This is a genomic window from Nocardia sp. NPDC001965 (genome assembly GCF_053594175.1).
Genome location: NZ_JBSFDZ010000018.1, coordinates 71591 through 91563 on the forward strand (window position 1 = coordinate 71591; position 19973 = coordinate 91563).

A 19973-nucleotide genomic window follows, 5' to 3' on the forward strand; every position below is an offset into this window, starting at 1 on the left:
CGCACCACGTTGGCACCGGTTCTCGACATGAACAAGAACCTGTTCTAGTCTCAGAGGTAAATTCTGCCGTGAGCAGATGACTACCGCTTAGCAAACGACCAGGCAGGAGCAGGGGCCGAAGATGACGCGAGAAGTGACCGAACGGGTCGAGGCGCTGTTGCCCACGCTGCGCGCCCGCGCACAGGAGGCCGAAGACCTTCGGCAGATTCCCGAGGAATCCATCAAGGACCTGCAGGAAGCCGGTTTCTTCCGGCTGTTGCAACCGAAGCAGTGGGGCGGGCACGCCGCCGATCCGGTCGTCTTCTACGACACCGTCCGCAAGATCGCCAGCGCCTGCGGTTCCACCGGCTGGGTCGCCGGGATCATCGGCGTGCACAACTGGCATCTGGCCCTCTTCGGCCAGGAGGCCCAGCAAGAGGTGTGGGGCGAGAACACCGATGTCCGGATCTCCTCGTCCTACGCTCCCATGGGCGCCGGCACCGTGGTCGACGGCGGCTACCGGGTCAGCGGTTCCTGGGCCTGGTCCTCGGGTTCGGGGCACGCCGACTGGACCTTCGTCGGTGGACCGGTGATCAAGAACGGTAAGCCGGTCGATTTCGGCAGCTTCCTGATCCCGCGTTCGGAATACGAGATCGACGACGTCTGGAACGTGGTCGGCCTGCGTGGCACCGGGTCGAACACTCTCGTGGTGAAGGACGTATTCGTCCCCACCCACCGATTCCTCAGCTACAAGACGATGAACGATCTGAAATCTCCCGGGCTGGAGCGCAACACCGACCCGGTGTACAAGATGCCCTGGGGCACCATCCATCCCACCACCATCTCCGCACCGATCGTCGGCATGGCGTACGGCGCCTACGAAGCCCACGTCGAGCACCAGGGCAAGCGACTGCGCGCGGCCTACGCCGGGGAGAAGGCCAAAGAGGATCCGTTCACCAAGGTTCGGATCGCCGAGGCGTCCAGCGATATCGATGCCGCCTGGCGTCAGCTCGCGGGCAATGTCGCCGACGAGTACGCGCTGCTGCTCGAGGGCAAGGAGATCCCGTTCGATCTGCGCGTCCGCGCCCGGCGCGACCAGGTCCGCGCGACCGGCCGGGCCATCGCCTCGATCGATAAACTCTTCGAGAGCTCCGGGGCCACCGCACTGGTGAACGGCACCCCGCTGCAGCGCTTCTGGCGCGACGCGCACGCCGGTCGGGTGCACGCCTCCAACGATCCCGAGCGGGCCTACGTCATGTACGGCACCCACGAGTTCGGGCTCCCGGTCTCCGACGGGATGGTGTGATGACCTCCACCGCCGAACTCACCTACGAGTCCACTTCGCGGTTCGCGCAGGTTCGTCCGGATCTGAAACTGCACTATCACGAGGCCGGGGTGGGCAACGGCCCCACCATCGTGCTGCTGCACGGTGGCGGCCCGGGTGCTTCGTCGTGGTCGAACTTCTCGCGCAATATCCCCGTACTGGCCCGCGACTTCCATGTGATCGCGGTGGACCAGCCCGGGTACGGGCAGTCGGACAAGCCGACCGAGCATCCGCAGTACTTCGTGCACAGCTCCTCGGCGCTGAAGGATCTGCTCGACACCCTGGAGATCTCCGAGCGCGTGCACCTGCTGGGCAATTCGCTCGGTGGCGGTGCCGCGGTACGGTTCGCGCTCGACTACCCCGATCGCGCCGGAAAACTGATCCTGATGGGCCCAGGCGGGCTCAGCACCAACCTGTTCGCTCCCGATCCCACCGAGGGCGTCAAACTGCTGGGCAAGTTCAACTACGAACCGACCCGGGAGAACCTCGAGGCGTTCCTGCGGATCATGGTGTTCGACCAGTCCCTGGTCACCGCGGAGCTCATCGAGGAACGCTTCGCTTCCGCGAGCACGCCCGAGGCCCTCGCGGCTACTCGCGCGATGGGCAAATCCTTCGCGAGCGCCGATTTCGAGAAGGGCATGCTCTGGCGCGACGCCTACAAACTGCGTCAGCCGGTACTGCTCATCTGGGGTCGCGAGGACCGGGTCAACCCGCTCGACGGCGCGCTGGTGGCGCTCAAGAACATCCCGCGCGCGCAACTGCACGTCTTCGGTGGCTGCGGACACTGGGCGCAGCTGGAGAAGTTCGCCGAGTTCAACCGGCTGGCCACCGATTTCCTGCTCGGCGTCAAGGAGAAGTGACAATGAGTATCAAGGCACTCGGGTACATGCGCATCGAGGCCACGGATATGGCGGCCTGGCGCGAGTACGGCCTGAAAGTGCTCGGCATGATGGAGGGCGACGGGAACAACCCCGATGCGCTCTATCTCCGGATGGACGATTTCGCCGCCCGGCTGGTGATCGTGCCCGGCGAGAAGGACCGGCTGCTGGTGTCGGGCTGGGAGGTCACCGACGGTCCCGCTCTCCAGCGCCTCCGGGAGACGCTGGAGAAGAACGGCGTCGCGTTCGAGGAGGGCACCAAAGCGGAGCTCGCCGAGCGGCGGGTCGAGGGCATGATCCGCTTCCGGGATCCCGCCGAGAACACCCTCGAGGCGTTCTACGGGGCGCAGTATCTCGGCCGCCGGTTCGTCAGCCCGTACGGCCACAAGTTCGTCACCGCCGAACAGGGCCTGGGCCATGTGGTCCTGACCTGCAACGACGATGCCGCGGCCCAGGCGTTCTACCAGGATGTGCTCGGGTTCCGGCTGCGCGATTCCATGCGCCTGCCGCCGCAACTGGTGGGCCGTCCAGAGGACGGCGATCCGGCCTGGCTGCGGTTCTACGGGTGCAATCCGCGCCACCACGCGCTGGCGTTCCTGCCGCTGCCCAACCCGACCGGCATCGTCCACCTCATGGTCGAAGTGGAGAACTCCGACGATGTCGGCCTGTGCCTGGACCGCGCCCAGCGCAAGAAGGTCAAGATGTCAGCCACCCTCGGCCGGCACATCAACGACAAGATGCTGTCGTTCTATATGAAGACCCCGGGCGGATTCGACGTCGAATTCGGCTGCGAGGGGCTCGAAGTCGACGATCACAGCTGGATCGCCCGGGAATCCACCGCGGTCAGCCTGTGGGGCCACGATTTCAGCGTGGGTTTCAAGTGATATCCGGCCGGGCCCGGTGCGATACTCGCACCGGGCCCGGCGCAATCCGGCGGTCCGTCCGCCGGCAGCTCCACCGAACGAGGCGAGGACGGTATGAACGTGACGGCACCAGCTGATCCGGCGGGCGAAGCGACCACGGACGAGGCCACCACCATCGACCCCCGGCAGTTCCGCAATATCCTCGGGCAGTTCTGCACCGGTATCACCGTGATCACCACGTTCACCGACGGCGATACCCCCATCGGGTTCGCCTGTCAGTCCTTCGCCGCGCTCTCCCTGGAGCCGCCCCTGGTGCTGTTCTGCCCGACCAAGGGGTCCCGCTCCTGGGCCGCCATCGAGGCAAACGGGCATTTCTGCGTGAACGTTCTGGCCGAGGAGCAGCAGTCGGTCTGCGCGAAATTCGGCTCCCGCGAACCGGACAAGTTCGGCGGAACCGATTGGCACACCTCGGAACTCGGCCTGCCCCGGCTCGACAACTCACTGGCCACGATCGAATGCCGGGTGGACAGCGTGGTCGACGGCGGTGACCATTTCATCGTGATCGGCCGGGTCCTGGCCATGTCCGAAACCCCGGCCACCTCGAACGGCCGCCCGCTGCTGTTCTACCGCGGCCAGTACACCGCCATCGAGCCGGAGAAGACCACCCCGGCCCCCTGGCGGGCCGACCTCGACCATTTCCTCACCACCACGACTCTGGACACCTGGTTGTAGCGCCGCAATCGCAGTCGATATCAAAATCAACCGTGTGCGATATTCCGGGTGGCTCCGGCTCCCCGGAGGTGATGCGCCATGGCACGAACCGTGATCGACGTAGACGACGAGAAATTGGCCGCCGCGGCTGAGATCTTCGGTACCACCACCAAGGTCGCGACGGTCGACGCGGCTCTCGAGGGCGCGATCGAGCGCCGTCGGCGACAGTCCTTTCTCGACCGGATCGGAAGCGACTACGACATGATCGCCGCCGTCACCGGGCAACCGACCCGATGGTTGGTCCCGGCCGGCACAGCGGACTGTCCGCGGGGGTGCCTGCGGAATCCGACTAGCCGAGCTGCAAGAGTTCGGGATGGCTCGCCAGCGCGCGCCACTGCCGGGCCGGGTCGGCCACGAGCCGGCGCGAGGTGAGGTCGAGCAAACCGCTGACGTGTGTAACCGTTGCGGCGACCTCGCCGTCGGGGCGGGTGAGGATGTGCTCGACCCGATAGGTCTTGCCCGTCCCCCACGCCCACGTGCACGAGATGTCGACATGGTCGCCACCACGTAGTTCCCGCTGGAACCGCAGTACCGTTTCCAGGTTGACCGGGCCGAAGCCCCCGGCGATCATCTGTTCCACCGAGATCCCCGCCGCCTGCACACATGCGAACCGGGAATGGTCGGCGTACTGGTGGTAGGCCGCGCCGGTCACGTGGCCCTGGAGATCCAGATCGGAGACGCGGACCTCGATACGGTTGTTGAACGCCATGGCCGGATCATGCCGGTGGCCACCGACAATCTCGGTGGCGGGACGGGACCGCCGCCGTGCTAGCTCCGATTTCCCGCCAGTTCCTCGGTGATCCGCTCCAGACCCTCCCCCGCCCGGCCGTCGGCGATCTGCCGGTCGATGAGGTTCTTGACGGGTCCGATCACGTCCAGTGCGACCCCGGCATCGCGACTCGCACGCACGATGGCATCGAACGCGGGTTTGTGGAAGCGGGCGGGCTGTACCTCGTCGGCGTAGTCGCCGCTGTCGATCACCGCGGCGTAGGCGGGCAGCAGTTCGGCCATGGCGGTGAGGTAGGCCGCCGCGCGCGGCGCGAAGGACCCGGCGGTCACCCCGGCACTACGCACCATGGCGGCGCCGTGGAAGAACCCGGCGAACATCGAGTACATGCCGGCGAGCAGCGCGAAATCGTAGAGCGCCGCGGTGCCCGGATCGGCACCGAAATAATCCGCCGCACCGAGCTTTTCGAGGTCTTTTCGAAACCCCTCGAATACCTCTTCCGCGCCGCTGTAGAGGATCGAGGCGCCTGGGCCGCCGATCATCGGCGGGACCGCCATGATGCCGCCGTCCAGGAAGGCGATATCCCGCGCGGCGGCCCATCCGCCGAGTTCCCGGGATTCCTCGGGCGCGGTGCTGGTGAGGTCGATCAGCGATTTACCCCGCAGCCGGTCGGCGATCGGTTCCAGCACCGCGTGGACCGACGCGTGATCGCTCAGGACCACGAGTACCAGATCGGCGGCGGCTACAGCCGCGGCCGGATCGGCGGCGCGCTGTGCGCCCAGCCCGACGAGTTCACTGTCCTTCCCGGGTGTGCGGTTCCATACGATGGTCGGGTTACCGCTCTTCACGAGAGCGGAAGCGATGGCCCGGCCCATCGGCCCGAGGCCGAGTACCGCCACAGTGGCCTGTTCGTTTTCGGTCATATCTGTGCCGACTCCCTTGCTGACGGAGCGGAAGCTCCGGTGAACACTGGCTCGGCGCGCCGTATCCGAGAATCGCCGACCCGGGATGCCGTGGCAAGTACCTACTATTCGGTGCGGTGGTTACGACGAGGTATGTGAACAGGTAGTGAGGCCGGGATGGGCGCGAAAAGATTCGGACCGTACTTCTGCGGAATCGATGCCGCCATGGATGTGATCAGCGGCAAATGGAAGAGCCTGATCCTCTGGGAGCTGGACAACTACGGGGTGCGCCGGTTCGGTGAACTGCGCCGGGGACTACCGGGTGTCTCGGAGAAGATGTTGATCCAGCAGCTGCGCGAGCTGGAGGAGGACGGTCTGATCGACCGGTCGGCCTACCCGGAGGTCCCGCCCCGGGTGGAGTACCGGCTCACCGCACTCGGCCGCTCACTCAATGCCGCGCTGGAACCACTCGGCGCGTGGGGGCGGGAACGTATCGACCGGATCGGCGCCGCCCGTATCCAGCCGCACAGCGAGAGCTACGGTCAGGACGCGGCCGCGAAGTAGGCCGTTCGTACGTCCACGATCGTCGGCGGCGGCAGGTCCGGGGAACCGGCACCGAGTTCACCCATGGACACATGCCAGGTGGGCGCGGCGGTATCGATGGCGGTGCGGGCGTCGGCGGGTTGCAGCACGACCTCGGCGCCGCCGGTGCACGAGTAGGCACCGACCAGCCCGTCGGCTCGCCCACCCCAGGCCCCACCGACCCGGATACGGCATTGCCGGCCGTCGGCGAGTTCGAGCGCCCACGGCTCGGGATCAGCGGTCTTCCCAACCGGTTCCAGTGGGGGGCTCACGCTGTACCAGCGCAGTTCGCGGCTCCAGGGATCGTCGGCGCAGAGCACTTCGCTGCGAGCGGTCCTGGCCCAGCACACGTCGGCGGCGTCGGCGGAGGCGCCGCAGCGGTAGATACCGGGGCTGGTGGCCGAACGGCTGGATGTGGTCTTGTCGCAGTCGATTTCGCCGGAGGGAGCGGTTCCGGTGACGACGAAACCGTCGGCCGGCTGGCCGGCCGCGTCGACGGCCACCAGCGAGACCACGGCGGTGGGAGGCGGATCCGACCGCTCCGATGTCGAAGTCTGCGCGACCGTCGACGTTGCGACCGGGCCCGGCGACGCGGTGGCCGAAACCACCGACCCGGGATCACCGCCGCTCGTACTCGCACAACTGCTCAGCGCTGCCACCAGCAGCACCGAACAGACCGGAATCGACCGCACCCATACCGCGAAAGCCATGAGTCACCACCTGACTCGGGGACAGTGGGCTCGAGTGTAGGCCCGAACTGCCGCGATCGCGGCAGAACCGCCGGAGTACTCCAGCGCGGGCGTCGGTATGCGGCCGCGCACCGAGCGACCGGCTGTCGGCTGTCGGCTGCGTAGAGAAGTTGCCGGAGAACATCACCGCCCGGCGAGTCTCATCCGGACACCGCGAACCTCGCGCCCGCCCGTTCGATCACCTCGTCGAGCACTTCCCGGGAGCGGAGCAGATCGGCGATCATCCGATCGATCCGCGCGCGCTCGACCTCCAGTTCGCCCACCAGTTCGGGGGTGGCCTTCTCGTTCGCGCCGCCGTCGGAATCGCGCATGCAGGGCAGTATCTGCACGATCTTCTTACTGCACAGTCCGGCCGCGAACAGTTCCTGGATGTGCACGACCCGATCGATCGCCTGTTCCGGATAATCACGCTGCCCGCCCGGCGTACGGTCGGCCGCGAGCAATCGCTGCTCCTCGTAGTACCGCAGCGACCGCTCGCTGACCCCGGTGCGCCGGGCCAGTTCTCCGATTCGCATCTCCACCTCGTAGTTCGCTTCCGGACTTGCACCTCACATCGATGTCAGGTCTTACCGTCCAGGCATGACAACCACAGCGCCCCTGGATCTATTCGCCACCACCCGCCTGGCCGGCCTCGAACTGCCGCATCGCCTGGTCATGGCACCGTTGACCCGTAACCGCGCGGAGGCCGACGGCACCCCCTCGGACCTGATGGCGACCTACTACGCGCAGCGGGCCGGTGCGGGGCTGATCATCGCCGAGGCCGCGACTCCGAACCAGGTAGGCCAGACCTACGCCAACATCCCCGGTATCCACCGCCCCGAGCACATCGCGGGCTGGCGGCGCGTCACCGAAGCAGTCCGCGCGGCCGGAGGCCAGATGTTCCTGCAGATCCAGCACGGCGGCCGGGTCGGCCACCCGGACAACAGCGGCCTGCTGCCCGTCGCGCCCTCATCCGTTCCGCTCCCCGAGACCGTGCACACGCCGTCCGGTCACCAGCCGGCCGTGATCCCACACGAACTGACCGTCGACGAGATCCGCTCGACCGTAGCCGATTTCGTCGCCGCTGCCCGCAATGCGATCGAGGCCGGTTTCGCGGGTGTGGAAGTACACAGCGCCAACGGTTATCTGCTGCACCAGTTCCTGGCCGCCAACACCAATCACCGGACCGACGCCTACGGCGGTCCGGTGGCGAACCGGATCCGTTTCACGGTGGAGATCGTCGAGGCCGTGGCGGCGGCGATCGGGCCCGAGCGGGTGGGTGTGCGGATCTCCCCCGCCAACCCCGTCAACGGGATCGAAGAGGGCGATACCGCGGCGATCTATCCGGCACTCGTCGGCGCCCTCGCGCCGCTGGGCCTGGCCTATCTGCACATAGTCCGGGTCGACGCGGACGATCCACTGTTGCGGCAGCTCCGGGAGATCTGGCCGGGCAGTCTGATCGCCAACCCCGCGCAATCCGGTGATACCCGTGATCCACGCGCCCTCGCCGAGGAAGCCACGCGGCTGCTCGCCGTCGGCGCCGACCACATCGCCCTGGGACGCTCGTTCCTGGCCAACCCCGACCTGGTCGAGCGGCTGCGCGTCGGCGCACCGCTCAACGCGATCCGCGATACCCACCTGATGTACGTGGGCGGAGCGGAGGGCTACACCGACTATCCGACCCTCGCGGAACTCGCGGTATGAGGAGGCCGGGCACGGCGGCCCGGGCCAACGGACCGGCACCGGTCACAGGTGCGCGACCGCGTCCCGATAACGCCGGCCCAGCGTACGGACGTGTTCGACCAACTCCGGCGGACCGTCGATCCGGAAGTCCATCATGAGCATGCTCAGATAGATCGCGATGGTCTCCATCGCGTCCGCGCCGGTGAGCAGCAAGCACGAGTTCTCGTCGACGGGTACCACCACCCCGACCGCGGGATTGATCCGAGCGATAACGGTTTCCGCGGGTGCGAGCACCGTGACCCGGGCGTGTACCGCGTAGCCCGCGGAGGCCACCTCCCGGAGCACGAAGGCGACCAGATCGCTGTCGGGCGGGGTCCGGGCCGCGAAGCGCCGGGTGCCCGCCACCACCCGACCGACGTTCGCCACCGGGAAAGCGCGCCAGGTGTGCGCATCGAGGCCGTAGCCGACCAGATACCAGCGCCGCTGCCAGCTGACCAGCCGGTACGGCTCGACCCGGAGATCGTCGAGTGCGAGTTCCCGGGCGGCCCGGATCGCCGCCGCGATCGTGGCCAGGGTTTCCGCGGGAACCGGCGCGTCCGGCTCGCGGGACCCTATCGTGGCCGGGCCCACCGCCGTGGCCTCGCGCAGCGCGTTCACGGTGCGCTGCAATCTTTTCGGCAGGATCCGCTCCAGTTTGGCCAGCGCCCGTTTGACGCTGTGGTCGATATCGGCGATACCGGTCGACCCGTCCTCGGCCAGGCCCACCGCTACCGCGACGGCGATCGCCTCGTCGTCGTCGAGCAGGAGCGGCGGCATGGTGGCCCCCTGCCCGAGCCGGTAGCCGCCCACCGGGCCGCGGGTGCCGTGCACCGGATAGCCGAGTTCGCGGAGCCGGGCGATGTCCTGGCGCAGCGTGCGATCGGTGATGCCGAGCCGTTGTGCCAGTTCGGGGCCGGTATGGGAGCGATCCTGGAGCAGCGACAGCAGCCGGAGCACCCGGGTTGTGGTGGAGGTCACAATTTCCTCGTTCACACGGTGGTTCTATCAGGAAAGAAATGAGCCTAATAGCGCCATAGTCTGAGTTCAACGCCGAAAACGACGGAGAGGCAAGACAATGGAAACCACCACCCCCGAGATCGTCACCCAGCTCGCACCGGTCTGGCGCGATGTCCTCGCCGGCGCATACGAGGCGCTGCGCTCGGCCGTCGACGGAGTCGAGGCGGACCAGTGGCAGCTCGCGACCCCGTGCGCCGAATGGACCGTCGCACAGGTGGCCGAGCACGCGGCCGGCGATCAGCGGGCCTTCGCCGCGGCCCTCGGAGTGGGCACCGGCCCGGATTACGACCCCTTCTCCCCGTCCGGCACGATCGGCGACGGACCCGTCGCACTGGTCGCGGCAGCACTGACGGAGACGACGACCGCCTGGGCGACCGTCACCGACGACACCGAGAACGTCCCCACCCCACTGCCGTTCGGCCCGCTGCCCACCCCGATCGCCGCGGTACTCTGCGCCCTGGACGCGGCGGTGCACGCCTGGGATATCGCTGTCGCCACCGGCCAGGAGTCGCCGCTCACCGAGGAACTGTCGGCGCCGATCCTCGCCGCCGCCACCGGCCGCATCGAGCCACTGCGCGACTGGGGCGCCTACGGCCCGATCGTCGCGGGCGAGGGCTCGAGCACGGACCGGTTGTTGCGCTACCTGGGCCGCCGGCCCCAGAACTGAATTCCGAGCCGGCCGGTCGGGCGTGCGACGACCCCGACCGGCTCGAACGGTCGCACACTCCGATGGTCGCAACTGGCATCGACCGGCCCCCGCGCCGATCCGGCCGCACTCCGCCCCGCCCGCCGGCCGGAGAAAACGCAGTCCGACAGGGACAGTCCGCTGACGTAGGAGTTCACGCAGATACCCGCCGCCGTCCGGCCCGCCGCGTACAGACCCGGAATCACGCCCCCGCGCGTATCGCGGACCGCACCGGTCTGCTCGTCGACCGCGAGACCGCCGACGGTGAACATCGGGCACGGATTGGTCAGGCTCGGTTTGATGGAGACGTCCAGCATCCAGTACGGGCCCGCGCCCACCGGGCGGACGTACTCGGCGGGCTTGCCCACCGGATCGGGTGCACCGGTCGCGTAGGCGGTGTTGTGTGCTGCCACCGTCTCCCGCAGACCGTCCGGGTCCACTCCCGCGGCGGCGGCCACTTCGCCGAGGGTCTTCCCCCGCTTCGCCTTACGCCGCATCACTTCGAACTGCATCCGCTGGAACCAGGCGGCCTGCGGCCCGATCTGGGAGATCGCCGTGCGCATGAGGGCATCGTCCGCGAGGAGCCAGCCGATACCGTCGTGCCGGTTGATCAGTGCATCGCCGACCGCCGCGCCGTAGCGGGTCTCGTCGATGACCCGCTGTCCCTTCCCGTCGACGAGCATCGCGCCGGCGAACGAACTCGGTGGGAGCAGGAATCGCCAGGCCGAGACATTGCCCATCCGGTCGGTCGCGGCACCGATACTGCGCCCCAATTCGATCCCGCTTCCGTCGTCGCCGGAGCTGCCCAGGGCCAGGCCGTTGCGGTAGGCGGGCGCGTGGGCGTGCAGCATCTCGCGGTTGGCGATGAAACCGCCGGCGGTGAGCACCACCCCGCGCCGGGCCAGCACCCGGATCGTGGTCCCGTACCGGCTGTCCAGCCGGGCCAGGCGTTTCTCCAGGGCGCGGCGCAGCGGTGGGTAGTAGATACCGGGTTTGGCGGCGATCGCGGCCATCCGCGTGTAACGGCTCTTGATACGTGCGGGCGCATCGCGCAGGGTCCGGCATTCCACGCCCGCGACCGCACCGGTGTCGTCGGTGACGAGTGCGGTCGCGGTGGTGAGGGTTTCGACCCGGATGCCCCGGTCGGCCGCCGAGCGGGCCAGTGGCGCGAACAGTTTCTTACCGGAGGTACCCCACCCCTTGACCCGGTGGCCGCGCTGCGCCGGGGTGATATCGGCGAACGCGCCCGAGATCTCGCTACCGGAGTAGTAGAGGTAGTAGTCGTTGTTCGGATAGGAGGTCTTGTAGGGGCACAGCGAGGCCTCGAACGGCACTCCGTGCCCGGTCAACCAGTCGATCATGGCGGGGCTGTCGTCGACGAAACGGCGCAGGGTTTCCGGGGAGACGGCGTCGCCGACCTCGCGTTCGAGGTAGGCCAGCATCAGCTCCGGGGTGTCCTCCACCCCGCCCGCGCGCTGTACCCAGGTGCCGCCGCCCGCGTAGATGATGCCGCCGGACAGCGCGGTCGCGCCGCCACCGGTGAATCGATCGAGCACCAGGACCTGGGCTCCGTCCTCGGTGGCCTGCAGAGCGGTCGCCGCGCCCGCCGCGCCGTATCCGACGACCACGACATCCGCGGTCAGGTCCCATTCGTGCGCCATCTGTCAACTCCACCAAAACTGAAACGAGTTTCCCTGCTGTTACGCCACGGATCGAGCCTTCTGCCAGACAACATAAACCCACAGCCGCATCATTCTATAACGTGTTCTACACGAACGATGGGGAATACGATGTGGTGGAGGTCGGCAGCGGCGCCGCCGGGATGGCCGCCGCCGCCCTTCACCGCCGCGCACAACGGACTGGGTGTGACGATCCTGGAGAAGCCTCCCCACCCTCCCTACCGACCCCGGCTTCACTCGGTGCGAAGTCGGGCCCTTCCTCTCGGTGTCATAGGTGTCCGGAGAGGTGGGGCCCATGCCCGACAGACGATCACGGCTTCTGCCGTCAAGACCGCCGAGGCGTTGGGCGGCCGGGCGGTGGCTGCGCCGCACGGATGGATCGGATGATCAGATACAGCAGGACACCGAGCGGCGCGAACAGGATGGTGAGTGCGAGCAGCGGGCTGATGAGTAGCGCGGGTAGACCGCGCGCGCGGCTGTCATGGAAGATCCACCGCCCGAGAAACAGATCGAATGCGACGAAGTGCGCCCAGGCCGCTGCCGCTCCCGTACTGCTACCGAGCACGGCCTGCAGCCCGGACAGGCCCGGGCTGATCAGCTCCCCCGCTAAATGGCCGAAATCGGGAATGATCAGCATGCTGTAGATGACCAGCGGCGGTAGGCAGATAAGTGGCGATGCCACAGCAGCGCTGGTTCGACGCCATCCGGGAGCCAGGATCATCAGCGCCCAGAACGGCGCCGCAAACCAGAAGCTGATATCGAAGAGCAGCTCGGTCACCGGACCGGCTCCACCGAGTCGACGGGCACGGCAACGGGTTTCGTCCGCAGGACAACGCTTGCCGAACACACGGCAGCGATGGCGATCACGATGAAGGCGAGCACCGTGGGGACGTCCGGATGTGCAACCGACTGGCCGCGCAGCGCCTGCCAGGTCAGCACGGCGAGCAACGCTGCGTACGCCGCTGCCGCGGTCACGACGAGTTTCTGCCGTACCTGCGTCGACCGCAATGCCGGCATCCGCCGCGCCCCGAACTCGAAGGCAACCAGTAGCAGCGGAATCGCCTGCAGCGCGTGCATACCGATGAAATGCGGGACCCGCAGGTCGCCGCCGGCAGTGCTCCAGCCCAGGAATGGCAATCCGGGTCCACCGTCGGGGAGACCGACGGTATGCGCGCCGATGACCGAACTGTTCGTCTCTCGCTGTGCCGGGGTCGCCGGAACCATCAGCAGGCCGAGCGCCGCACCGGCCAGGGACAGCGCGCTACCGTAGCGGATCGCCGTATTGCGGGCGCGTTCCGCTGTGCCATTCCGGAACAGCGCCACCGATACAACCAGCGTGGCGACCCAGACCAGCATGATCGAGGCCCCCATGATCCGCCACAGGGTCGCGTTCAGCGGCGTCGTGTAATTGAAGTGACTGGTGGTCCCTCGCACGATTTGAGTGACAATGATGATCAACTCCACCGCGAGACCGGCCGCCGCGATCGTTCCGGACCACCACGCGATCCTCCGCCAGCGGGTGAGCTGAGCAATCAGCCAGGCCCACGTCACAGCGTAGATCACGACGGACAAGGCGAATTTCACAGATTTGGTCCAGATCGGCAGGCCCGTCAGGGTGCGATCGTCGATGACCATGCCGATGAGGGACGCGACGGTGAGCGCTGCCATGGCGACAGCCAGCAGCAGCAACGGGCGGTGCCAGCGGAGTGCGGGTAACGGAACTGTCATCGGAGTCGACTTCCTAGTTGAACCAATACTATCGATAGTTGCACTATCGATAGTAGTATCGATAGATTCACTACCGACTGTCAACCCGACCGAGAGGTGAGCGCATCGATGCGGATAGCGGAACTCAGCCGCGTCAGCGGCATTTCTGCCGCGACGATCAAGTACTACGTTCGCGAGGGCTTGATACCTCCCGGCGTGCGAACTCATCACAATCAGGTGGACTACAACAACGCACACATCAGCCGCCTGCGCCTGATCAGGGCACTGATGGATATCGGCGGACTGTCGGTCGGAGAAACCAAAGAGCTACTCGCCGCGCTCGACAGCAGACAGTTGTCCGCCCGCGATTCGCTCGGCCGTGTGTTGTACGCGGTCGCCGACCATCGATCGCCGGTCGGTGACGAACGCCGCGAGTCGGCCACAAGGGATGTCGCGGCACTGCTGGAGCGCCGGGGCTGGCACATCGCCGAGCACAGCCCCGCCCTCGCCAACCTCGTCGATGTATGCGCAGCGCTTCACCTGCTCGGACATTCCGATGTGGTCGCCGCATTGGATGAGTACGCCGTCGCCAGCGAAGCCATCGCCGCCACGGACCTCGGGCTGGTCGGCAACGAGCCCACTATCGAGCGCATGATCGAAACCGCCATCGTCGGGACCGTCCTCGGCGACACTGCGCTTTCCTCTCTCCGCCGCTTGGCCCAGGAGCACTTGTCCGCCACGCTGCTACCCCCGGCGACGGGGAGGTGACCACAGCCCAGGGCGCCCGCGCTCCGCGACAGAGGACCGGCCCACGGGTCGAGCCCGGGCCGGGCCCGCCCGGGAAAACTGAAACGAGTTTCCCTGCTTTTTACACCGCAGATCAAGTCTTCTGCCAGACAACATAGACCAACAGCGCACTCATTCTATAACGTGTTCTACATGAACGATCGGGAATACGATGTGGTGGTGGTCGGCAGCGGCGCCGCCGGGATGACCGCCGCCCTCACCGCCGCGCACAACGGGCTGAGTGTGGTGCTCCTGGAGAAGGCGCCTTACTACGGCGGGTCCACCGCGCGCTCGGGCGGCGGGGTCTGGATCCCCGGCAACAAGGCGTTGCGCGAGTCGGGTGGCCCCGACGACCGTGAAGAAGCGCGCAGGTACCTGCACAGCATCATCGGCGACGTGGTCCCCGCCGAGCGGATCGATACCTATATCGACCGCGGCGCGGAGGCCATGGATTTCGTCCTCGCCCATTCACCCCTGAAGATGACCTGGGTCAAGGGCTACTCGGACTACTACCCCGAGGCCCCGGGCGGCCGGGCCGGCGGGCGCTCCTGTGAGCCGAAGCCGTTCAATGCCAAGATCCTGGGCGAGGAGCGGTTCAATATCCACCCGCCCTACTCGAAGGCCCCGCTGAACGTCGCGGTCACCCAGGCCGACTTCGTCCGGCTGAACCTGATCCGCCGCCATCCCAAGGGCGTCCTGCGCGCCCTGCGGGTGGGTGCGCGCACCTATTGGGCCAAATTCACCAACAAGCATCTGATGGTGATGGGTCAGGCGGTGATCGCCGGTATGCGCAAGGGGCTGATGGACGCGAACGTACCCCTGCTGCTCGACACCCCGATGACCAAACTCGTGGTCACCGACGGCAAGGTCACCGGCGTCGAGGCCACCCACAAGGGCGAAACCGTCACCTTCACCGCCCGCCACGGCGTGATCCTGGGTAGCGGCGGATTCGAGCACAACGCGGAGATGCGGGCCAAGTACCAGCGCGAGCCGATCACCACTGAGTGGACAACCGGTGCCGCCACCAACACCGGCGATGGCATCGTCGCGGGTATGGACGCGGGCGCCGCTATCGGCTTCATGGAGGACGCCTGGTGGGGGCCGACCATCTTCAAGGGCGGTAAGCCCTGGTTCGCGCTGTCGGAACGCAACCTGCCCGGTTCGATCATGATCAACCCGAAAGGTGAGCGGTTCGGCAACGAATCCGCGCCCTACGTCGAGGCCGTGCACACCATGTACGGCGGCGAGTACGGCCAGGGCGAGGGCCCGGGCGAGAACATCCCCACCTGGCTCGTCTTCGACCAGCGCTACCGCAACCGGTACATGTTCGCCAGCCTCCAGCCGGGGCTGAAGTTCCCGTCGCGCTGGATGGAGAACGATCTCATCGTCAAGGCCGCGACCCTCGACGAACTGGCCGGGAAGATCGGTGTTCCCGCCGACAAACTGGCAGCCACGGTGGAGCGGTTCAACACCTTCGCCGAATCCGGTAAGGACGAGGACTACGGTCGCGGCGACAGCCAGTACGACCGGTACTACGGCGACCCGACCGTCAAACCCAATCCGTGCCTCGCGGCGCTGGTCCAGGGCCCGTTCTACGCGGCCAAGATGGTCCCCGGCGACCTCGGCACCAAGGGCGGGCTGGTCGCCGATACCGCCGCGCGCGTGCTGCGCGAGGACGGCACCCCCATCGAAGGCCTCTATGCCTCCGGGAACGTCTCGACCCCGGTGATGGGCCACACCTACGCAGGCCCCGGCGCCACCATCGGACCCGCGATCGCCTTCGGCTACCTCGCTGTCCACGACATCATCGCCCGCTTGAAGACCGCGGCCTGAGCCGATCCGAGGAGACCTCTCGTATGCCGATCGATCCGAAAGTCGCTCTGGGAGCGGAACTCCCGAGCAAGGAATTCTCCTGGACCGCCTCCGATGTCCAGCTCTACCACCTGGGTATCGGTGCGGGCCACCGCTGGACCGACTCCGCCGAACTGCGCTACCTCGACGATCGGGAACCGCAGGTACTGCCCACCTTCGCCACCGTCGCCCACACGCTGCGCGATACGGATCCGCCGAAGGTGAAATTCCCCGGTGTCGATATCGACCTGGCCAAGGTGGTGCACGGTTCACAGGAAGTACAGGTGCACCGGCCGCTACCCGCCTCGGGTAAGGCGACCCGCTCCGGCCGGATCAGCGAACTGTGGGACAAGGGTTCCAATGCGGTGATCGTGCAGGAGTTCACCGTCACCGGTTCCGACGGCGAAGCACTGTGGACCGAACGATCCTCCATCTTCGCGCGCGGCGAAGGCGGATTCGGCGGTGAGCGCGGCCCGAGCAGCAAGGCCGAACTCCCCGATCGGGACCCGGATTTCGACGTCACCACCGCGACCCTGCCGCAGCAGGCTCTGCTCTACCGCCTCTGCGGTGACCGCAACCCGCTGCACTCCGATCCGGAGTTCGCGAAGGGCGCGGGTTTCCCGGCGCCGATCCTGCACGGACTGTGCACCTACGGGATCATCTGCAAAACCGCCACCGATACGGCCCTGGAATCCATCGCCGGCCGGGTGACCGGATTCAAGGCGCGGTTCGCCGGGGTGCTCTTCCCCGGCGAGACGCTGCGGTCGCGGATCTGGCAGGAGCCGGGACAGCTGATCATCAGCGCCACCGCCGTCGAACGCGACGGTGCTCCGGTACTGGGCGATGTGGTGCTGTCCTACACCGAGTGACACCGGCCGAGCGGCGACCACGCCGTGCCCGGCAGACCTTCAGGTCTGCCGGGCACCGTAATTTCGGGCGGGGTCAGCGAACCCCGCGGGCCCGGTCCAGAAGAATCAGCGGAACCGCCGTCGCGGCGAGCACTGCCCCGATCAGGCAGACCGAGGTGAGATCGGCTTCCCGCGTCAAGGTCACCGCCGCGAACACGGGGGTGGCACTGATGCCCAGCTGGAAAGCCGATACCGTGGTCGCCCCGGCCAGGGTCGGGGCGTCGGCGGCGATGGCGAACACCCGCGCGTACAGCGCGGGGTTCAAGACGAATGCGGCGACGCCCAGCAGGAAGACCGCCGCAACGACCACCGGGATCTGCCCCATCGCGAGAGCCAGGACGACCGACAGCGCCGCGATCGCCACCGACCCGGCCAGTAGCGCCGTATGCGGGCGCCGGTCGGAGATCCGGCCACCGATGGACAAACCGGTGAAGGCGCCGATGCCGAACAACGCGAGCACTGCCGGCACCCAGACCTCGGGGACTGCGGTGATCCCGGTGAGCAGGGCGGCGAGGTAATTGAAGGTGATCATGTACGCCGCGGTGGTGAGCACGGTGATCGCGAAGATGCCCCAGAGGGCCGGGCGGCGCATGGTGGCGAGCTCCCGGGCGATGTCGGGCGTGGTCACCGCGGTGGAATTCGCGGCGGCGGCCGGTATCCGACGGAGGCAGCCGATCGTTCCCGCGAGGGTCAGCGCCACGACCGCCCAGAACCCGCCGCGCCAATCGGTGAAGTGGCTCAGCAACGTACCCATGGGGCCACCGGCGACCATGGCCACACTCAGACCGCTGACCACCACGGCGGACGCTCGGGCGTTGCGGTCCGCGGTGACCAGGCCGATCGCGGTCACCGCCGCGACAGCGAAAAAGCCCGCGTAGGCGATGCCCGAGATCACGCGGGAGATGAGTAGCACGGGATAGTTTCCCAGCAGTCCCGCTGCGATACCGGCGGCGAAAACGCCCTGGAAGGCCACGAGGGCGGTCCGGCGGGGCAGGCGCAGCGCGAGCACGGCCAGTGGCGGACCGCCGAATACGACACCCAGCGCGAACGCGGTGATGAGGATTCCCGCCGAGGACAGCGGCACATTCAGGTCCGCGGCGATATCGGGCAGGACCCCGGCGAGCAGGAATTCCGCGCTGCCCATGGCGAACAGGCAGAAGCCCAGCAGGTAGACCCCCGCGGGCAATCGGTCCTTGCGACGGGTTCCGCCATTCGCCGTCCGTGTTGCCGGCACCGACGGTGCCGTATCCGTTCTTGTGTCCATCTCGGATCACCTCCGACCCGAGCATCGGTCCGGTTGTGCCGAATCAGCAATAAACCTTGCCGATTCCGGGACGAATCGGTTGGCTGCCGTCATGAACCAGCAACCCAGTGTCGATGCCGTGATCGAACAGATCGCTCCTCGCCTACGGCGAGCCCGTGAACAGCGCGGATTCAGCCTGGCCGACCTGTCCCGGGCCACCGGCCTGTCCACGAGCACTCTGTCCCGCCTGGAGTGCGGTCGGCGCAGACCGAGTCTCGAACTACTGCTGCCGATCACAGTCGCGCTCGGCGCTCCGCTCGACGAGATCGTGGCCGCCCCTCGGATAGCCGAACCGCGCACGCCACCGGAATCCGGCAACAGCGGCCGCGTGGTGATTCCACTGTCCCGTCGGGGACGCCCGCACGCGGCCAAGATCGTGATCCCCGCGCACGACACCCAGGCGTACCCGCGGGCCCACCGCGGCCACGAATGGCTCTATGTCCTGCGCGGCCGCCTGCGCGTTCGCCTCGCCGAGCACGACTTCGTCCTGTACGCCGGTGAGGCGGCGGAGTTCGACTGCCGGATACCGCACTGGTTCGGCGCGGCCGGATCCGACGGCGCGGAAATCCTCAGCCTCTTCGGCGAGCACGGCGAACGGATGCACGTGCGCACCCGGCCCACCTCCGGTCACTGACACCGGGGTACCGCGAGATCGCCTCTCGCCGGGACGGACTAGCGCGAACTGAGGAAGAACTGCCGCGAACAGTCCGTGGCCAAGGGTCCACCCCGCAGCGCGGAGTCGATCAGATCCTGGAATGCCGCATCCTGCGGCTCGTCGCGGTGCGTGACATGCCTGCCGGAACAGTACTGCTGCACACTCGCATTGACCGCCCCCGGCAGATGCAGGCGTTCGGGCCCCTCGTTCTCCGAATACAGGTGATACGCCGGAATTCCGGGCGGCAGCGCCGGGGGCGTGTTCAGCTGCTGCAGGAACTCCGAGGCCGGTGCGATATCACGGCAGCCGGGAAAGATGGGCGCGCAGAGAAATCCGAGCGGTTCGCCGTAGTTCGGGGTTCCGAAGTCGAGATAGGTTCCCACCGAGTCGATTCCGCCGAGGAACTTCACGTAGTGGCGCTGTGCCAGCCCACCCATCGAGTGCCCGACCAGGTCGACCCGCCGGGCGCCGGTCGTCCGCCGTATCTCGGCCACCTTGTTTCCGACGACAGCCGCCGAGTCGGCGATACCCTCGGTTCCCGAGGAGCCGGCCGGTGCGGCCGGCAGCACCATGGAATAGGCGTCGTATCCACGATCGGCCAACTCCGACCGCAGGTTCTCCAGAATGCCGCGGTCGGCGTCGAAACCGCCGATGACCAGGACCGGATTCACCGGCTCGGCAGCTGCTCGGGCGAAGTCGTGGGGTAACGCCGTCACTGCGCAACCCAGCGATACGACGACGACAGCGAATCGGGCCAGAACCGCGAGCACAGTTTTCATCGACCTGCTTTCCGGAGGCTGAGCGACCGCTGTGCCGTCACCCCGGACCGCGAACAGCGTCGACCGACGGCCAGGATGATAATGCGGTCTACGGACAGCTCCGGGTAGGCGCGACGGGATCAGCCGC

The 19973-nt window shown here is 67.4% G+C and carries 22 protein-coding genes; 12 read left to right on the forward strand and 10 right to left on the reverse strand.

From position 1 onward, the window contains the following. The first annotated feature begins 121 nt into the window (after positions 1 to 121). From hsaA to ACWCPQ_RS23440, 5 genes are all read left to right on the forward strand, one after another. A complete protein-coding gene (hsaA, locus tag ACWCPQ_RS23420) occupies positions 122 to 1285 on the forward strand; it encodes a 3-hydroxy-9,10-secoandrosta-1,3,5(10)-triene-9,17-dione monooxygenase oxygenase subunit (RefSeq protein WP_449902294.1) in 1164 nt (387 codons plus the stop codon). Further along, complete coding sequence (gene hsaD / locus ACWCPQ_RS23425) at positions 1285 to 2163, forward strand: 4,5:9,10-diseco-3-hydroxy-5,9,17-trioxoandrosta-1(10),2-diene-4-oate hydrolase (RefSeq protein ID WP_449902296.1); 879 nt, start codon at positions 1285 to 1287, stop codon at positions 2161 to 2163. Before hsaA ends, hsaD begins: the two co-directional genes overlap by 1 nt. Before the next feature lie 2 nt (positions 2164 to 2165). Continuing rightward, a complete protein-coding gene (gene hsaC, locus ACWCPQ_RS23430) occupies positions 2166 to 3065 on the forward strand; it encodes an iron-dependent extradiol dioxygenase HsaC (protein WP_449902299.1) in 900 nt (299 codons plus the stop codon). Positions 3066 to 3158: 93 nt separating this feature from the next. Continuing rightward, positions 3159 to 3776, forward strand: coding sequence for a 3-hydroxy-9,10-secoandrosta-1,3,5(10)-triene-9,17-dione monooxygenase reductase subunit (gene hsaB / locus ACWCPQ_RS23435; RefSeq protein WP_449902302.1), 618 nt, complete (start codon positions 3159 to 3161; stop codon positions 3774 to 3776). A gap of 78 nt (positions 3777 to 3854) precedes the next feature. Next, positions 3855 to 4187 carry a type II toxin-antitoxin system VapB family antitoxin gene (locus ACWCPQ_RS23440; RefSeq protein ID WP_449902305.1) on the forward strand — a complete coding sequence of 111 codons (333 nt, stop codon included), beginning with the start codon at positions 3855 to 3857 and terminating at the stop codon, positions 4185 to 4187. Here the strand turns inward: ACWCPQ_RS23440 and ACWCPQ_RS23445 are convergent. After that, complete coding sequence (locus ACWCPQ_RS23445) at positions 4105 to 4524, reverse strand: acyl-CoA thioesterase (RefSeq protein ID WP_449902307.1); 420 nt, start codon at positions 4522 to 4524, stop codon at positions 4105 to 4107. The genes ACWCPQ_RS23440 and ACWCPQ_RS23445 overlap by 83 nt on opposite strands. A 59-nt stretch (positions 4525 to 4583) precedes the next feature. After that, on the reverse strand, positions 4584 to 5573 hold the full coding sequence (locus tag ACWCPQ_RS23450; protein WP_449902439.1) for an NAD(P)-dependent oxidoreductase: 990 nt from the start codon (positions 5571 to 5573) through the stop codon (positions 4584 to 4586). Positions 5574 to 5621: 48 nt separating this feature from the next. Here ACWCPQ_RS23450 and ACWCPQ_RS23455 point away from each other — a divergent pair, with 48 nt between their 5' ends. After that, a complete protein-coding gene (locus ACWCPQ_RS23455; RefSeq protein ID WP_449902310.1) occupies positions 5622 to 6008 on the forward strand; it encodes a winged helix-turn-helix transcriptional regulator in 387 nt (128 codons plus the stop codon). Here ACWCPQ_RS23455 and ACWCPQ_RS23460 read toward each other — a convergent pair. After that, complete coding sequence (locus ACWCPQ_RS23460; RefSeq protein WP_449902313.1) at positions 5987 to 6736, reverse strand: hypothetical protein; 750 nt, start codon at positions 6734 to 6736, stop codon at positions 5987 to 5989. The two genes, ACWCPQ_RS23455 and ACWCPQ_RS23460, sit on opposite strands and share 22 nt — an antisense overlap. Before the next feature lie 179 nt (positions 6737 to 6915). Continuing rightward, positions 6916 to 7290 (reverse strand): MerR family transcriptional regulator, encoded by a 375-nt coding sequence (locus ACWCPQ_RS23465; protein WP_449902316.1) that lies wholly within the window; start codon positions 7288 to 7290, stop codon positions 6916 to 6918. A gap of 64 nt (positions 7291 to 7354) precedes the next feature. Here ACWCPQ_RS23465 and ACWCPQ_RS23470 point away from each other — a divergent pair, with 64 nt between their 5' ends. Next, positions 7355 to 8458 carry an alkene reductase gene (locus tag ACWCPQ_RS23470; protein WP_449902318.1) on the forward strand — a complete coding sequence of 368 codons (1104 nt, stop codon included), beginning with the start codon at positions 7355 to 7357 and terminating at the stop codon, positions 8456 to 8458. A gap of 42 nt (positions 8459 to 8500) precedes the next feature. On the opposite strand, the gene ACWCPQ_RS23475 is transcribed toward ACWCPQ_RS23470, so the two are convergent. Beyond that, positions 8501 to 9469: a helix-turn-helix transcriptional regulator gene (locus ACWCPQ_RS23475; RefSeq protein WP_449902321.1), complete on the reverse strand. Its 969-nt coding sequence runs from the start codon at positions 9467 to 9469 to the stop codon at positions 8501 to 8503. Between the two features lie 82 nt (positions 9470 to 9551). On the opposite strand from ACWCPQ_RS23475, the gene ACWCPQ_RS23480 reads away from it, so the two are divergent. Beyond that, positions 9552 to 10160: a TIGR03086 family metal-binding protein gene (locus ACWCPQ_RS23480; RefSeq protein WP_449902323.1), complete on the forward strand. Its 609-nt coding sequence runs from the start codon at positions 9552 to 9554 to the stop codon at positions 10158 to 10160. Here the strand turns inward: ACWCPQ_RS23480 and ACWCPQ_RS23485 are convergent. The 3 genes from ACWCPQ_RS23485 to ACWCPQ_RS23495 all read right to left on the reverse strand — a co-directional run bounded on the left by ACWCPQ_RS23485 (position 10133) and on the right by ACWCPQ_RS23495 (position 13585). Continuing rightward, positions 10133 to 11839 (reverse strand): FAD-binding protein, encoded by a 1707-nt coding sequence (locus ACWCPQ_RS23485; protein WP_449902326.1) that lies wholly within the window; start codon positions 11837 to 11839, stop codon positions 10133 to 10135. The two genes, ACWCPQ_RS23480 and ACWCPQ_RS23485, sit on opposite strands and share 28 nt — an antisense overlap. A 343-nt stretch (positions 11840 to 12182) precedes the next feature. Then, positions 12183 to 12635, reverse strand: a complete 453-nt coding sequence (locus ACWCPQ_RS23490; protein ID WP_449902328.1) for an ABA4-like family protein — start codon at positions 12633 to 12635, stop codon at positions 12183 to 12185. Next, the gene (locus ACWCPQ_RS23495; protein ID WP_449902331.1) at positions 12632 to 13585 is read right to left on the reverse strand and encodes a hypothetical protein; all 954 of its coding nucleotides are present in this window, start codon (positions 13583 to 13585) and stop codon (positions 12632 to 12634) included. The genes ACWCPQ_RS23490 and ACWCPQ_RS23495 overlap by 4 nt, the downstream gene beginning before the upstream one ends. Before the next feature lie 108 nt (positions 13586 to 13693). Here ACWCPQ_RS23495 and ACWCPQ_RS23500 point away from each other — a divergent pair, with 108 nt between their 5' ends. From ACWCPQ_RS23500 to ACWCPQ_RS23510, 3 genes are all read left to right on the forward strand, one after another. After that, entirely contained in the window at positions 13694 to 14332 is a 639-nt protein-coding gene (locus ACWCPQ_RS23500; protein WP_449902333.1) for a MerR family transcriptional regulator, read from the forward strand. A 162-nt stretch (positions 14333 to 14494) separates the two neighbouring features. After that, positions 14495 to 16183, forward strand: coding sequence for a 3-oxosteroid 1-dehydrogenase (gene kstD / locus ACWCPQ_RS23505; RefSeq protein WP_449902334.1), 1689 nt, complete (start codon positions 14495 to 14497; stop codon positions 16181 to 16183). A gap of 23 nt (positions 16184 to 16206) precedes the next feature. Beyond that, complete coding sequence (locus ACWCPQ_RS23510) at positions 16207 to 17070, forward strand: MaoC/PaaZ C-terminal domain-containing protein (protein WP_449902336.1); 864 nt, start codon at positions 16207 to 16209, stop codon at positions 17068 to 17070. A 73-nt stretch (positions 17071 to 17143) separates the two neighbouring features. Here the strand turns inward: ACWCPQ_RS23510 and ACWCPQ_RS23515 are convergent, their stop codons facing one another. Then, positions 17144 to 18373 carry an MFS transporter gene (locus ACWCPQ_RS23515; protein WP_449902338.1) on the reverse strand — a complete coding sequence of 410 codons (1230 nt, stop codon included), beginning with the start codon at positions 18371 to 18373 and terminating at the stop codon, positions 17144 to 17146. 91 nt (positions 18374 to 18464) lie between these two features. Between ACWCPQ_RS23515 and ACWCPQ_RS23520 the strand changes: the two genes are divergently transcribed. Further along, a complete protein-coding gene (locus ACWCPQ_RS23520) occupies positions 18465 to 19046 on the forward strand; it encodes a helix-turn-helix domain-containing protein (RefSeq protein ID WP_449902340.1) in 582 nt (193 codons plus the stop codon). Positions 19047 to 19084: 38 nt separating this feature from the next. Here the strand turns inward: ACWCPQ_RS23520 and ACWCPQ_RS23525 are convergent, their stop codons facing one another. Beyond that, positions 19085 to 19846, reverse strand: coding sequence for an esterase/lipase family protein (locus ACWCPQ_RS23525; protein WP_449902341.1), 762 nt, complete (start codon positions 19844 to 19846; stop codon positions 19085 to 19087). Positions 19847 to 19973: the final 127 nt, after the last annotated feature.

Bases quoted from the DNA above. Each gene is read 5' to 3' on its own strand.
- hsaA (WP_449902294.1), top strand. From the start codon at position 122: ATGACGCGAGAAGTGACCGAACGGGTCGAGGCGCTGTTGCCCACGCTG.
- hsaD (WP_449902296.1), top strand. From the start codon at position 1,285: ATGACCTCCACCGCCGAACTCACCTACGAGTCCACTTCGCGGTTCGCG.
- hsaC (WP_449902299.1), top strand. From the start codon at position 2,166: ATGAGTATCAAGGCACTCGGGTACATGCGCATCGAGGCCACGGATATG.
- hsaB (WP_449902302.1), top strand. From the start codon at position 3,159: ATGAACGTGACGGCACCAGCTGATCCGGCGGGCGAAGCGACCACGGAC.
- ACWCPQ_RS23440 (WP_449902305.1), top strand. From the start codon at position 3,855: ATGGCACGAACCGTGATCGACGTAGACGACGAGAAATTGGCCGCCGCG.
- ACWCPQ_RS23445 (WP_449902307.1), bottom strand. From the start codon at position 4,524: ATGGCGTTCAACAACCGTATCGAGGTCCGCGTCTCCGATCTGGATCTC.
- ACWCPQ_RS23455 (WP_449902310.1), top strand. From the start codon at position 5,622: ATGGGCGCGAAAAGATTCGGACCGTACTTCTGCGGAATCGATGCCGCC.
- ACWCPQ_RS23460 (WP_449902313.1), bottom strand. From the start codon at position 6,736: ATGGCTTTCGCGGTATGGGTGCGGTCGATTCCGGTCTGTTCGGTGCTG.
- ACWCPQ_RS23465 (WP_449902316.1), bottom strand. From the start codon at position 7,290: ATGCGAATCGGAGAACTGGCCCGGCGCACCGGGGTCAGCGAGCGGTCG.
- ACWCPQ_RS23470 (WP_449902318.1), top strand. From the start codon at position 7,355: ATGACAACCACAGCGCCCCTGGATCTATTCGCCACCACCCGCCTGGCC.
- ACWCPQ_RS23480 (WP_449902323.1), top strand. From the start codon at position 9,552: ATGGAAACCACCACCCCCGAGATCGTCACCCAGCTCGCACCGGTCTGG.
- ACWCPQ_RS23485 (WP_449902326.1), bottom strand. From the start codon at position 11,839: ATGGCGCACGAATGGGACCTGACCGCGGATGTCGTGGTCGTCGGATAC.
- ACWCPQ_RS23495 (WP_449902331.1), bottom strand. From the start codon at position 13,585: ATGACAGTTCCGTTACCCGCACTCCGCTGGCACCGCCCGTTGCTGCTG.
- ACWCPQ_RS23500 (WP_449902333.1), top strand. From the start codon at position 13,694: ATGCGGATAGCGGAACTCAGCCGCGTCAGCGGCATTTCTGCCGCGACG.
- ACWCPQ_RS23510 (WP_449902336.1), top strand. From the start codon at position 16,207: ATGCCGATCGATCCGAAAGTCGCTCTGGGAGCGGAACTCCCGAGCAAG.
- ACWCPQ_RS23515 (WP_449902338.1), bottom strand. From the start codon at position 18,373: ATGGACACAAGAACGGATACGGCACCGTCGGTGCCGGCAACACGGACG.
- ACWCPQ_RS23520 (WP_449902340.1), top strand. From the start codon at position 18,465: ATGAACCAGCAACCCAGTGTCGATGCCGTGATCGAACAGATCGCTCCT.
- ACWCPQ_RS23525 (WP_449902341.1), bottom strand. From the start codon at position 19,846: ATGAAAACTGTGCTCGCGGTTCTGGCCCGATTCGCTGTCGTCGTCGTA.